Origin of the sequence: Arthrobacter sp. zg-Y1110, from assembly GCF_025244865.1 — a bacterium.
In the GTDB taxonomy this organism is placed as follows: domain Bacteria; phylum Actinomycetota; class Actinomycetes; order Actinomycetales; family Micrococcaceae; genus Arthrobacter_B.
The window spans coordinates 287276-299372 of record NZ_CP104272.1 but is presented as its reverse complement, the minus strand read 5'-3'; the positions used below and the strand labels follow the sequence as shown (position 1 = coordinate 299372).

Sequence of the window (12097 nt, the reverse complement as noted above, 5' to 3'; positions counted from 1 at the left end):
TCCGGCCCCGTCCCTAGGCTGTCGGGCAAGCCGGAGCGGCACCGCTATTTCCAGTCCGTGACGCTCCCTCGGTGATCGAAAGGCTTTCGACATGCCGCTCTACGCCTATCGCTGCGGTTCAGCCGGGTTCACCTGCGCCGATTTCGAGGTCCAGCTCGCCATGGGCTCTGCCCCTGCTTCCCTCCCCTGCCCCAGCTGCGGGGCTCCCGCCCGGCGTCGCTTCACCGTGCCCAATCTCTCGCGCGCTTCCTCCACCGCGTACCAACAGATCGAGTCCACGCAGCGCTCGGCGTCGGAGCCCGCCGTCGTCCGCTCCCCCGGCCCGATGTCCGGTACCCGTCCGGCCGGCAACATCACCACCAATCCGCTCCACCGAAAGCTGCCCCGCCCCGACTAAAACTCCGCGCAAGAGCCCGCCCCAGTTAGAGGAGAAGCCATGCCGAAGACCGTCTTTCCCCTTGATTCGTCCCGGAAGTTCGAGGACCAGGAAAAGCTGGGGCACAACCGGTGGCATCCCGAAATACCGCCCGTCGCGGTGCTCAAGCCAGGAGAGGCCTTCCGGGTGGACTGCCGCGAGTGGTTCGACGGCGCCATCGTCAATGACGATTCCGCCGAGGACATCCTCAACGCCCCGCTGCTGACCGTGCATAAACTCAGCGGCCCGTTCGCGGTGGAAGGCGCGCGTCCCGGCGACCTGCTCGTGGTGGACATCCTCGACGTCGGCCCCATTCCCCAGGAAGACTCCGGCCCGCTGGCGGGACAGGGCTGGGGTTACACCGGGATTTTCGCCCGGGAGAACGGCGGCGGTTTCCTCACCGAGCAGTTCCCCGACGCTTACAAGGCCGTCTGGGATTTCACGGGCCAGACCGCCACCTCCCGGCACGTTCCCGGCGTCTCCTTTACCGGCCTGATCCATCCCGGACTAATGGGGACCGCGCCGTCGTCGGACCTGCTCGCCAAGTGGAACCGGCGGGAAGGCGACTTGATCGCCACCGACCCGCAGCGGGTGCCGCCGCTGGCGCTGCCGCCGGAGGCCGAACACGCCGTCCTCGGGGGCCTGCCCCGGGACCAGTGGGAACGGGTGGGCGCGGAAGCTGCCCGTACCGCGCCGCCGCGGGAGAACGGTGGAAACCAGGACATCAAGAACCTGTCCAAGGGGAGCCGGATCTTCTATCCGGTGTTTGTGGACGGCGCGAACCTCTCGGTGGGTGACCTGCACTTCTCCCAGGGCGACGGCGAAATCACCTTCTGCGGCGCCATTGAAATGGGCGGGTTCATCGATCTCCGAGTGGACCTTATTAAGGGCGGCATGGAGACCTACGGCGTGTCCGAAAACGCACTCTTTATGCCCGGCAACGTGGATCCGCAGTTCAGTGAGTGGATCGCGTTCTCGGGCACCTCGGTGACGCTCGACGGCGAGCAGCGCTATCTCGACTCGCACCTGTCCTACCAGCGGGCCTGCCTGCACGCGATCGACTACCTGACGAAGTTCGGTTACAGCCCGGAACAGGCCTACCTGCTGCTGGGTGCCGCACCGATCGAGGGCCGCCTGTCCGGAGTGGTGGACATCCCCAATTCGTGTTCCACGGTGTACATTCCGACGTCCATTTTCGACTTCGATGTCCGTCCGTCGGCGGCCGGACCGTTCCAGATTGACCCGGGCATTGGAGCGCCGCGGGCAAGCCGCACCTGACCGGCGGGGAGCGGGCGCGGCCCGGCGGGCCGCGGCGCGTGTTTACGGTGTACACATCGGGGCTAAAATACCCCTGTGAATACCAAAAACTTCCCCCACCTCATGGCCCCGGGGCGCATGGGCCCCATGGAAACGCACAACCGCATCGTCCTGCCGGCGATGGACATGAACGTCTCCGAGCACGGCGAGATTGAACAGCCTGAAATCGACCACTACGTGGCCCGTGCCGCGGGAGGCGCCGGCCTGATCATCACCGGTGCCTGCGCCATCGCGTTCCCGCACGGCGCGGCGTCCATGAAGGAGCCGGGACTGTCGGATGACAAGTACATTCCCGGCCTCAAGGCGCTGGCCGATGCCGTTCACGCCGCCGGCAGCAAGCTCTGCATCCAGTCCACGCACCACGGCAAAGTTGCCCGCGTGGACGTCGCCAATGACCGTCCGGTGCTCGCACCCAACCAGCCGGACTACACCTATGACATGTCCGCCCTGGCGGACAGCACCCGCGAAGAGCTCGGCAAGATGGGCGCCGCCACCGCCGGCAAGAAGACTGCCTACCGCGAGATGACGGCCGAGGACATTTCCTGGCTGGTCTCCACCTGGGCCGACGCCGCCGAACGCGTCGCCAAGGCCGACGCCGACGCAATCGAGATCCACGTGGCGCACGGCTACATCCTCGGCGTCTTCCTTAACCAGCGGGACAACCTGCGCACGGATGAATACGGCGGCTCCCTGGAAAACCGGGCCCGGCTGGCCTGCGAAGTCATCACTGCCGTCAAGGAGCGGGTAGGCGATCGCCTGGCCGTCCTGGTCCGTGTGGCCGGTGAAGAATACGGACAGGAGGGCGGCCTGACCCTCGACGAGGCGATCGAGGCCTCCAAACTGTTCGAAAAGGCCGGCGCTGACGCCATCCACGTCACCGGCTGGGGACGCAACCCGTTCGACAACTTCACCGACGGCCCGCTGCCCAACAAGGTGGGTGCCTACCTGAAGAACGCCGCGGAGATCAAGAAACACGTCAGTGTTCCGGTGATCGCCGTCGGCCGGATGCTGCCGGAGGTTTCCGAAAAGGCGCTGGCCGCCGGAGAGATCGACTTCGCAGCGATGGGACGCCAGCTGCTGGCCGACCCGGAGCTGCCGAATAAGCTGCGTGACGGCAAGTTCGACCAGGTCCGCCCCTGCATCAACTGTTACCTCTGCGTCGCGGAGAACTTCTTCGACGACACCCCGTTCTGTGCGGTCAACCCCGCATTGGGCAACGAGGCACTGCTGCCGCTGAAGCCTGCATCCGCGACCAAGCACGTAGTGGTTGTCGGCGCCGGCCCCGCCGGTCTGGAAAGCGCCCGGGTCCTGACCGAGCGCGGCCACCGGGTCACCGTCGTGGACAAGTCGGACCGCCTCGGCGGCACCATGTGGTTCTCCACCATGACCACCCCGGACAACGAACGCCTGCTGAAGTGGTTCAAGTCCGAAATCCGGCGCCTGAACATTGCGGTGAAGCTGAACACCCCGGCCACCGTGGAATCCATTCGGGCCCTGCACCCGGACCACGTGATCGTGGCCACCGGCGCCGTCCGTCCCAAGCCGGACTTCCCGGGCGGCGACCTGCCGATCGTACAGACCGGTGACACGCTGCGTGCCATGATGCTCGGCACCGCCACCGCTGAGGAAGCCGGCGCAGTGTTGAGCACCCTGGGCAAGCTCGGCCGCCTCTCCGGCGTGACCAAGAGCCCGGAGTTTGTCCGCCAGTTCACCAAGGTCTGGCTGCCCATGGGCAAGGACGTGGTGGTGATCGGCGGTTCCCTCGTGGGCCTCGAGCTGTCCGAGTTCCTTGCCGAGCGCGGCCGCCGGGTCACGCTGCTGCATGAAAAGCAGCAGCTCGGCCTGCCGCTGGCCATGCCGCGCCGCTGGACCGCAGTGAAGGAATCGGAAAAGCACGGCGTGAAGATCCACCGCAACGCCTCCATCACCCGCATCACCGAGAAGAGCGTCGAGTGGACCGTGGGCGGGGAAAGCTTCTCCGCCCCCGCCGACATGGTGGTCTACGCGGACGGCACGACGTCGGCCTCACCGCTGGCGGACGAGCTGCGGGCCGCGGACATCAGCTGCGACGTCGTCGGCGACGCCGGTGAAGTCAACTACATCCACGGCGCCATCCACTCGTCCTGGAAGGTGAGCACCGAGCTCTAGGACGGTATTGCCTCCTCCTTTGGAGGCGCAAGAAGCCGGCAGGCCGCAGTGATGGCGGCCTGCCGGCGTCGTTCGCGGGCGGCCTCGGAATCCTCGGTCCTGCCGGTGTAGAGCAATTCCGGGGACTGCGCCCATGCAGTGGCCAGCGAAAAAAGCAGGGTCATCAGGTCATCCGGATCCCAGGCAGGATCAATGATCCCCTGTGCCTGGGCGGCGGCAATATCGGCGGACGACGGCCCCGGGCGGCTGCAGGGGGCCAGCACTTCCGGCGCCCCCTCGAGCCGGGCCCAGTCCAGCATGCGCAGATGCTCGGGGTGCTCCACCGCATGGTCGTAGAGGGCGCCGACGAACCCGGGAAGGTCCAGCGCATCCCGTGGAACCTGGTCCGTGGTCTCCTGCAGGTTCGTTGCCAGCACTGCGGCGAACAAGGCACTTTTTCCGCCGAAATACGCATAAAGACGTTCCTTGCTGGCGCGTGCCTCTTCCGCAATACGGTCAACACGGGCACCGGCCAGCCCATACTGTGCAAACTCTTTTCGTGCTGCAGCCAGGATCCTGGCCCGCGTGGCTTCGCCGTCGGTTCTCATACCTGTAGTCTAGCTAAGCCAACCAACCAGTTCGTTTGATTAGGATTTCCCCTTCATGGACCGCACCATCCCTTCCGGCCTGCCCCGGGCCGCCGCCGTGGACCACTCGGCACATCCGCACCGCTGGCTGCTGCTGGCCGTCCTGGCGCTGGCTCAGCTGATGGTGGTCCTGGACGGAACCATCGTGAACATCGCCCTGCCGGATGCGCAGCGCGAACTGGGGATGTCCGACGGCGACCGCACCTGGGTGGTCACGATCTACGCACTGGCCTTCGGCTCGCTGCTGCTGCTCGGCGGTCGCATCGCCGATTACTGGGGCCGCAAGCGCACGTTCATGGTGGGAATGGCCGGCTTTGCCGTCGCTTCCGCCATCGGCGGTTTCGCGGAAAGCACCGAAATGCTCCTGACGGCCCGCGGCCTGCAAGGTGCCTTCGCCGCACTGCTGGCACCGGCGTCGCTCGCCATCCTGACCATCACCTTCCCCTCGGGCAAGGACCGCATCAAGGCTTTCGCCGTGTACGGTGCCATCGGCGGCGGCGGCGCGGCCATCGGCCTGCTGCTTGGCGGCGTCCTGACGCAGTACGCCAGCTGGAACTGGTGCCTGCTGGTCAACGTGCCGATTGCGATTGTCGCCATGGCCGCCGCCCTGCCCCTGATCCGGGAGAGCAAAGCCCACGGCAACACCCGCTACGACCTGCCGGGCGCCATTCTCGTGGTGGCCGGACTGGCTTCGCTCGTGTACGGGTTTTCGCAGGCCGAAAACGGCTGGGCGCGTGTTGAAACCATTGCCTTCCTTGCCGCAGGCGTACTGATCCTGGCGCTGTTCGTGTTCGTGGAAATCCGCGTCTCCAACCCGCTGCTGCCCCTGCGCGTGCTGACCAACCGGGTCCGCGGCGGCGCGTTCCTGACCTCCACGCTGACCGGCGCTGCCCTGCTGGGCGGCATCCTCTTCCTGATCTTCTACTTCCAGATTGTCCTGGGCTACTCGCCGCTGAAGTCCGGCCTCGCGTCGCTGCCCATGACCATCGCCATCACCGTCGGCGCCGGCGTGCTGTCCAAGTTCCTGCCGCGCACCGGCGTACGCCTGCCCATGACCGTGGGGCCGATCGTCGGCGCTGCCGGCCTGATCTGGCTCTCCTTCATCACAGTGGAAGGGAACTACGCCCTGGAGGTCCTGCCCGGACTGGCGCTGCTGGGCTTCGGCCTCGCCATGATTTTCGTGCCGCTGCAGAACGTGGCCCTGGCCGGCATTGACGAGCACGACGCCGGCGTGGCCAGCGCCGCGGTATCGGCCACCCAGCAGATCGGCGGGTCCATCGGCACCGCACTGTTCACCGCCGTCTACACGGCCGGCATCACTTCCTACCTGAGCAGCAACGGCGGCCAGCCTGCCGCGGAACTCGAGGCGCTGGTGAACGGTTACTCCACCGCATTCATCTGGGCCGGCGTCGCGCTCTTCCTTGCCGCTCCGATCGGTTACTTCATGATCCGGCCGTCCAAGGAGGACCTGCTGAAGGTTCCCGAGGTAGCCCCCGTCGGCTAAAGCGGTCCCACCCTCTCTCACCGAAAAGGAACCGGCTCCCGCGAAAGCGGGACCGGTTCCTTTTCGTGCACCCGGAGCCGGGCCGGGCAGGAAACCTCCGGAATTATTCGGCGCCCCGCCCAGTTAGCTCCCCCATGACTACTATCGCGATCATTGGTGCAGGACGCGGCCTTGGTGCCGCCGTGGCACGACGTTTCGGCGCAGAGGGATTCTCCGTTGCGCTGATCTCCCGCAGCCAGGCAAAGGTGGATGCCCTCGCCGAAGACCTTGGCAAGGACGGGATCCCGGCCCGGGGCTTTGCCGCCGACGTCCGGAACCCGGAATCGATCGCCGCGGCCCTCGAAGCTGCGGCCGAAACCCTCGGCCCCGTCGAGGTGCTGCAGTACAGCCCCCTTCCGCAGAAAGACTTCATGCGTCCCGTCCTTGAGACGACGGTGGCGGACCTCCGGGGTCCTGTTGAGTTCTCCATCTACGGGCCGGTGGCCGCAGTCCACCAGGTGCTGCCGGGGATGCGGTTCCTGGGTGAGAACCGAGGCACCATCCTCTTCGTCAACGGCGGTTCAGCCGTAAAGCCCGGGCGCGGTGTCACCGGAACCTCGGTGGCGTTCGCCGGCCAGGCTGCCTACGCGCAGCTTCTCAACGAGGTCCTCGGCGAGGAGGGTATCCACGTATCGCAGCTCATCATCGGCGGACGCATCATCGAGGGTGATCCGGAAAAGGATCCCGACGTTCTCGCCGGCGTCCTCTGGGACCTCCACACCCGTCGGGACACGTTCCGCCACCAGATCAGCACGGACTGATCCGTGTTAGGGAGCTGACGGCTGCGGTTGCGTGTGGCCGAGGGTCCAGTCGAGCGCATAATCTGCCACCTCTTCCCACCCCGGTTCGGCGCAGGTCCAATGCGCCCGGCCGTCAAACTCGTGATACTCCGTGAGGGCGGGTGATTTGGCCCAGTGCTTGGCATTGGACTTATTCACCGACGGAGGCATGATGTGGTCTTCGCTGCCTCCGATAAACAGCAGCGGCGCCCTGTCGGTTGAGTAGTCCACCCAGGTCTCCTGGTGGCCCGGCTGGAAATTCGCAAGCAGTCCGTACGCCCACACCCAGTTCCCGGGAGCGGCAATGGCGTACCGTTCGTAGGCGGCGTCGGAGTCCTCCCGGCTGAGCGTATTCGTGAAGGCATAGTGCCACTCATCCGGGGTAAACCCGACCGCTTTATGGAAGTTGGCAGGATTCTTCAGCGCGGGAAAGAGTGAGCGGGCCTGGGACAGCGGAGTAACCCTGACCCCCTCGGTTGGTGCCGAATTGATGGCGGCCCCGGCAACACCCAAACCGCGGGCGAGCAGCATCTGGGTCAGGAGCCCTCCGAAGGAGTGGCCCATGATGATGGGCGGACGGGGCAGGGCCTCGATGACGCCGGCAAGATAATCCAGGGTTTCCGGCACGGTGAGCGCGGCGATCACGTCCGGGTTTTCGCGCAGTGACTCAACCTCTATCTCGAAGCCCGGATAAGCGGGCGTCAGGACGTTGAAGCCCTTCGCCTCATAATGGGCTTTCCATCCTTCCCAGCTCCGGGGCGTCACCCAGAGCCCGTGGACCAGCACGATCGTATCCGGGGTGTTGGAACCGTTCATGGTGACCCCTTTGGTGCTCCGTTGGATTCGGTGGAAATCAGCGTATGCCGCAGGGTACGTAGTCCTGCGGGATGGAACAATCCTGGAAGTCAGTTTTGGTTGCGGAACCTGTCACGTCCGTGCAGCCCGACGCGGTGGGACACTATGCAGCTCTGGATGCACGTAGCTTTGGAAGCAACGGAACGGCTCGCGAACGCGATGTTCGATTTTCTCCGTGTACACGTTCCCAGTGGTCACGAGGCTCCGATACCGGTCGGTTCAGAACAGCGACGCCGGTGCCTAGAACGGCGGCGCCGATGCTTGCCGGGGGTCTTTCTCCCCGTGGTCCGTTGGCTGCTGGGCATTGGGTGGATGTGTTGCCTGTTCGACTGCCGGGTCCGGCGGTCCGAGTTCCAGAAAAGGCTCGGTTTTATAGACCCGCCCGGTCGGCGAGGTCCATTCGATCACCCCGGGTGTTGGCTGGCAGGCCTTCCAGAACCCGAGGGTCTTGAAGCGGTGGTGCCGGCGGCAGAGGTGTTCCAGGTTTCCGTGGTCTGTGGGTCCGCCTCGTGCCCAGTCGATGGTGTGGTCGATGTCCGCGTTTGCGGTGTTGACCCGGCAGCCGGGGAACCTGCAGGTTCCGTCCCGGGCGCGAAGCCAGCGGCGGAGCCCGGCCGGGACCTTTCGGCGTCTCCCGACGCCCAGGATCTCCCCTGTCTTTGGGTCCTGAGCCAGCCCTGTCCATCCAGCTGCGTTCCTGGCCAACCGCCGGGCTTCTTCGGCGCTGATGGGGCCGTAGCCGTGCAGCTCGGCGGGTTCGTCGTCGGCTCCGAAGAGGGTTTCCGCGCTGATCAGGACCATGATTTCCGTCCGAGGGACGATTCCCTCATCCGGTCCGGACCCCGCGTCCGGTCTGGCCTTCGTATCGGGGCTGTCTTCCAGGCCGCCGTCGTTCTCCGGGACGCCGTCAAAACCGATGCTTCCCCCGTTCTGTCTGGTTCCGTCAGTGTCGTCGCCGGTATGCCCGGCCCTGCTGTTGTTTCCGGCCTCGCCTCGACTTTCGGCCTCGCCTCCGGTTCCAGCTCCGGTTCCAGCTCCGGGTCGGACCCCGGTTGCGTCTTGGGTTCCGGCCTCGTCCGAGGTTCCGGTTGTCACGAAAAGTCCCCGGCTGCCGCCCATCAGCAACTGCGCCAGAATATCCGCACGCAGCTGGTCCGTGGTCCGGGAATCCCCTCCCGACTGCTCACCCCGCGCCGCAGTGCTGAGAGCGGTATAGATCTGCTGCGCTTCCGCAGCACGCAGATAGGCCGAGAGGCAGGACATGCCGTCCTCTTCCCGGTCCAGGGTGACTTTGCGCTGCTCGAAAGCAGTCAGGTGCCTTTTGCTTACGGTCTCCGGGAACGTCTTTTCGCGCAGCCGCCGGGCCTTGGCTGAGAACTGCGCCCGCGTCTGACCCTCCGCAGCCTTCAGCAGGTCCGCTTCGAACCCGGGCAGCTTGTCGGAGGGAACGTTCCGGCACTGTTCCAGGACCACCTGCGCATGCTGGTACGAGAAGCGGCCCTCTTCCAGCCCGGCCAGGGTGGCGGTATGGGTGCCGCACAGCTGCCCGGCCTCGCTCAGCAGCCGCTGGCCGGTCACCTGCGGAACATTCAGGATGGCGGCGCATTCGGCCGCTGCGAGGCTGAAAGCGATCCCGGGTTTATCGCGCTCCGACGGGTCGAAGAAGTTGTGTCGGAAGATTTGCTCCATCCGGTTCAATAGGTGGGCCCGCTGCGCCTGCCCCCAGGAAATCAGATGTTCCATCCGGACCAAGGCCTCACCAACCGTGGCTTCGTCGAAGGCTTCAAGGTTCTGCAAGGCAAGGGTCCCGGTGAAACCGTCAGGGTAATCAGCGGCAAGACTTCCCGCTCCGCCGGCAGGAGTGGTCCCGGCAGGCTCGGCGGCCAGTTCCGCCCGGTACACAGCCAGAGTGACCGAAGGACAGGGCGATTCGGCGCCACCGGCCTGTCCTTCCGGCTGCTGGTTCTCACCGCTCTGCCCTTCGTTGAGGGGTTCGGTACTCATGGGCTGATCCATGTCTTAGGATTTCATCCCGCACTGACATTCCAGGCCGAAAAATAGGCCGAAAACGGCCATCAGAAAAACCCAAAATACCCGTCTTTCGCACCCAACTACCTGCCCGCAGCCCCGGCGTCGTCAGTCACGGTCGACAAACCCGCCCGAGCTAAACCCGACGCCAGCGAAGACCCGCTTAGGTAGACCGACCTGAGCAGCCCGTCAAAGAAGCACCCGGGCATTTGCCCTGACTCCAGCGATTTCGCTAACCCCCTTGACGCCCTCCCTCCGTCAATCTAAGTTGACGACATGGAAGATCAATCCCGCCTGGCCGCCGCGGCGGCAAGTCCCGATCCGGCCACCGGGCTGCGCGCCGTCGTCGCCCTCGGCAGGCTGCGCGACCAGCTCGAGGCCGTGCAGGTTGCCAATGCCCGGGCGCAGGGCTGGTCCTGGCAGGCCATCGCCGACCAGCTCGGCATCAGCAAGCAGGCAGTACACCAGAAGTACAACCGGAAAGCGAAGTAGCGCCATGTTTGAACGGTTCACTCAGCAAGCCCGCCAAAGTGTCGTCTCCACTCAGGAAGAAGCCCGCACCTTGGAGGCGACCCAGATCCTCCCGGTGCACGTGCTGATCGGCACGGTGTCCGCGGTCGAAACATCCACCCCTCAGCTGGCGTCCGTGCTGGCCGAGTGCGGCCTCACGTCAGCGCAGCTGCGTGCGGACCTACGTGCCATGGGCCCGGACTCCGCGTACGACGACGCCGCCGCCTTGGAATCCGTCGGTATCGACCTGGACGAGGTGCGCCGCGCCGTCGATGCACAATTCGGTGAAGGCACCCTGGATGCGGCCGCCGGTGCCGCCCCGCAGCGACGTCGCCTGTTCGACTCCCTCAAAGGCGGGCACCTGCCCTTCAGCAGCGGCGCGAAAGCCGTACTGACGAACAGCCTGCGCGAATCAACGGCCCGGAAGGACGGCTACATCGGGACGGAACATCTCCTGCTGGGAGTCCTCCGCGGCGCCGATCCCGCAGCCATGTCCCTGATCAGCCGGCATGTCGGGCCGGAGGACCTGAGGGTGCGGATTCTCGGCACCATGGACGCCGCGGCCTAGGCTTCAGGCGCGGCCCAAGCTTCAGGCGCGGCCCAGCACCGCCACCAGGAAGTCCGACTCGGGCGTGAACGGCCGCAGGTCCCACGTGGAGAACCGCTGCTGGACGTCAAGGCCGGCCGCGGCGGCGTCGTCGAAGAAGGCCTCGAAGGCATACCCGCGGTTTCCGCCGAACCCGATAACCACCCGGCCGTCGGCTGCAAGGTGCTCGCGCATCCGGGTCAGGACGTCGACGGCGGTTCCCGGTGCCAGGAAGGTCATCACGTTGCCGGCGCAGACAATCAGGTCGAACGGATCGGGAACGCCTTCGGCGGGCAGGTCCAGTTCCGAGAGGTCCCCGACGAACCACTGCAGGTCCGGGAAGTCCTGCCGGGCGGCGTCGATAAGTTCCGGATCGACGTCGACGCCGACGACAGCGTGGCCGCGCCGCGCCAGTTCCCCGCCCACCCGGCCGGGACCGCAGCCGGCATCGAGGATCCGGGCTCCCCGCGGCAGCATGGCGTCGATCAGCCGGGCTTCGCCGTCGAGGTCCTGGCCCTGCTCCCGCATGGCTTCGAACCGCGAGATGTACCAGGCGGAATGCCCGGGATTCTGCCGCTTTTTCGCTTCCCAGAGGGTTTCGTTTCGCATCTTCCAAGCCTACGTCGCGAAACCGGCGGCCGGTCAGCCAACAGGGCTGCCGGCCGCCGGGCCCAGAAGCGTCAGCCTAGGCTTTGACGGGCTTCTTGCCCTTGCGGTACTGCCCCATCGATTTGAAGTAGTGATTCGACGGGGTCAGGAACAGCAGCACCGTTGCGGCCAGCGACAGCAGGACGGATACCAAAGTCACCCAGGCTGCCGGGTAGACCGTCACGACACTCGCGAAGAACTGCACCCGCGTGTTCAGCGCGGTGGAAATCACGACGAGGATAAGGACTATCCGGGGCCAGCCAAAGCCCATCCGCGACAGCAGGGCAATCGCTGTGAGGATGACGGCGGTAAAGATACCCCCCGACACATAGCCGGAGATTTCCTCGGAGGTCCACCAGGGGATGTTGGCCGTACCGAAGATCGACCCTACTTCCTCCTTGTGCTTCTCGGAGTTCACGGCTGCGATTCCCACCGGAATCCGGATGAGCACCAAAGCCGCTGCAGCGATCAGCAGCCAGAAGGCGGTCTCCACTGTCTTCGGCCGCGCCGGAGCTGCGACGGGAGCTGTAGCGGGCGTTGCCGGCTGGACTCCTGCGTAAGGATTGTAATTGGCGTCCTGCGCCATTTGCTCGGACATGCTTCCCCCATAAAGCTGGCTGATTCCGCGGCAGGTTTGCCGCG

General features: G+C 65.8%; 12 protein-coding genes. 7 read left to right on the top strand and 5 right to left on the bottom strand.

The window, feature by feature from the left end:
* The first annotated feature begins 91 nt into the window (after positions 1–91).
* From N2K99_RS01510 to N2K99_RS01500, 3 genes are all read left to right on the top strand, one after another.
* Complete coding sequence (locus tag N2K99_RS01510) at positions 92–397, top strand: zinc ribbon domain-containing protein (protein ID WP_227934140.1); 306 nt, start codon at positions 92–94, stop codon at positions 395–397.
* A 39-nt stretch (positions 398–436) separates the two neighbouring features.
* Positions 437–1693 (top strand): formamidase, encoded by a 1257-nt coding sequence (fmdA, locus tag N2K99_RS01505; protein ID WP_227934139.1) that lies wholly within the window; start codon positions 437–439, stop codon positions 1691–1693.
* 75 nt (positions 1694–1768) lie between these two features.
* Entirely contained in the window at positions 1769–3880 is a 2112-nt protein-coding gene (locus tag N2K99_RS01500; RefSeq protein ID WP_227934138.1) for an NAD(P)/FAD-dependent oxidoreductase, read from the top strand.
* Here the strand turns inward: N2K99_RS01500 and N2K99_RS01495 are convergent.
* On the bottom strand, positions 3877–4467 hold the full coding sequence (locus N2K99_RS01495; RefSeq protein ID WP_227934137.1) for a TetR/AcrR family transcriptional regulator: 591 nt from the start codon (positions 4465–4467) through the stop codon (positions 3877–3879). The two genes, N2K99_RS01500 and N2K99_RS01495, sit on opposite strands and share 4 nt — an antisense overlap.
* Positions 4468–4522: 55 nt before the next feature.
* On the opposite strand from N2K99_RS01495, the gene N2K99_RS01490 reads away from it, so the two are divergent.
* Together N2K99_RS01490 and N2K99_RS01485 are read left to right on the top strand one after the other, a co-directional pair.
* A complete protein-coding gene (locus tag N2K99_RS01490; protein ID WP_227934136.1) occupies positions 4523–6010 on the top strand; it encodes an MFS transporter in 1488 nt (495 codons plus the stop codon).
* Positions 6011–6144: 134 nt separating this feature from the next.
* The gene (locus N2K99_RS01485) at positions 6145–6810 is read left to right on the top strand and encodes an SDR family NAD(P)-dependent oxidoreductase (RefSeq protein WP_227924106.1); all 666 of its coding nucleotides are present in this window, start codon (positions 6145–6147) and stop codon (positions 6808–6810) included.
* 6 nt (positions 6811–6816) lie between these two features.
* On the opposite strand, the gene N2K99_RS01480 is transcribed toward N2K99_RS01485, so the two are convergent.
* Positions 6817–7644 carry an alpha/beta hydrolase gene (locus N2K99_RS01480; protein WP_227934135.1) on the bottom strand — a complete coding sequence of 276 codons (828 nt, stop codon included), beginning with the start codon at positions 7642–7644 and terminating at the stop codon, positions 6817–6819.
* Between the two features lie 279 nt (positions 7645–7923).
* Positions 7924–9687, bottom strand: a complete 1764-nt coding sequence (locus N2K99_RS01475; RefSeq protein ID WP_227934134.1) for an HNH endonuclease signature motif containing protein — start codon at positions 9685–9687, stop codon at positions 7924–7926.
* A gap of 300 nt (positions 9688–9987) precedes the next feature.
* On the opposite strand from N2K99_RS01475, the gene N2K99_RS01470 reads away from it, so the two are divergent.
* On the top strand, positions 9988–10203 hold the full coding sequence (locus N2K99_RS01470) for a helix-turn-helix domain-containing protein (protein WP_227924110.1): 216 nt from the start codon (positions 9988–9990) through the stop codon (positions 10201–10203).
* A gap of 4 nt (positions 10204–10207) precedes the next feature.
* On the top strand, positions 10208–10789 hold the full coding sequence (locus N2K99_RS01465) for a Clp protease N-terminal domain-containing protein (protein WP_227934133.1): 582 nt from the start codon (positions 10208–10210) through the stop codon (positions 10787–10789).
* A gap of 21 nt (positions 10790–10810) precedes the next feature.
* Here N2K99_RS01465 and N2K99_RS01460 read toward each other — a convergent pair whose 3' ends face one another.
* Positions 10811–11416 (bottom strand): bifunctional 2-polyprenyl-6-hydroxyphenol methylase/3-demethylubiquinol 3-O-methyltransferase UbiG, encoded by a 606-nt coding sequence (locus tag N2K99_RS01460; protein ID WP_227934132.1) that lies wholly within the window; start codon positions 11414–11416, stop codon positions 10811–10813.
* Between the two features lie 76 nt (positions 11417–11492).
* Entirely contained in the window at positions 11493–12053 is a 561-nt protein-coding gene (locus tag N2K99_RS01455; RefSeq protein WP_227924115.1) for a hypothetical protein, read from the bottom strand.
* Positions 12054–12097 lie beyond the last annotated feature (44 nt).

What these genes read in the sequence shown, in the direction of transcription:
- N2K99_RS01510 (WP_227934140.1), top strand. Translation starts at nt 92, where the DNA reads ATGCCGCTCTACGCCTATCGCTGCGGTTCAGCCGGGTTCACCTGCGCC.
- fmdA (WP_227934139.1), top strand. Translation starts at nt 437, where the DNA reads ATGCCGAAGACCGTCTTTCCCCTTGATTCGTCCCGGAAGTTCGAGGAC.
- N2K99_RS01495 (WP_227934137.1), bottom strand. Translation starts at nt 4,467, where the DNA reads ATGAGAACCGACGGCGAAGCCACGCGGGCCAGGATCCTGGCTGCAGCA.
- N2K99_RS01490 (WP_227934136.1), top strand. Translation starts at nt 4,523, where the DNA reads ATGGACCGCACCATCCCTTCCGGCCTGCCCCGGGCCGCCGCCGTGGAC.
- N2K99_RS01485 (WP_227924106.1), top strand. Translation starts at nt 6,145, where the DNA reads ATGACTACTATCGCGATCATTGGTGCAGGACGCGGCCTTGGTGCCGCC.
- N2K99_RS01480 (WP_227934135.1), bottom strand. Translation starts at nt 7,644, where the DNA reads ATGAACGGTTCCAACACCCCGGATACGATCGTGCTGGTCCACGGGCTC.
- N2K99_RS01475 (WP_227934134.1), bottom strand. Translation starts at nt 9,687, where the DNA reads ATGAGTACCGAACCCCTCAACGAAGGGCAGAGCGGTGAGAACCAGCAG.
- N2K99_RS01470 (WP_227924110.1), top strand. Translation starts at nt 9,988, where the DNA reads ATGGAAGATCAATCCCGCCTGGCCGCCGCGGCGGCAAGTCCCGATCCG.
- N2K99_RS01465 (WP_227934133.1), top strand. Translation starts at nt 10,208, where the DNA reads ATGTTTGAACGGTTCACTCAGCAAGCCCGCCAAAGTGTCGTCTCCACT.
- N2K99_RS01460 (WP_227934132.1), bottom strand. Translation starts at nt 11,416, where the DNA reads ATGCGAAACGAAACCCTCTGGGAAGCGAAAAAGCGGCAGAATCCCGGG.
- N2K99_RS01455 (WP_227924115.1), bottom strand. Translation starts at nt 12,053, where the DNA reads ATGTCCGAGCAAATGGCGCAGGACGCCAATTACAATCCTTACGCAGGA.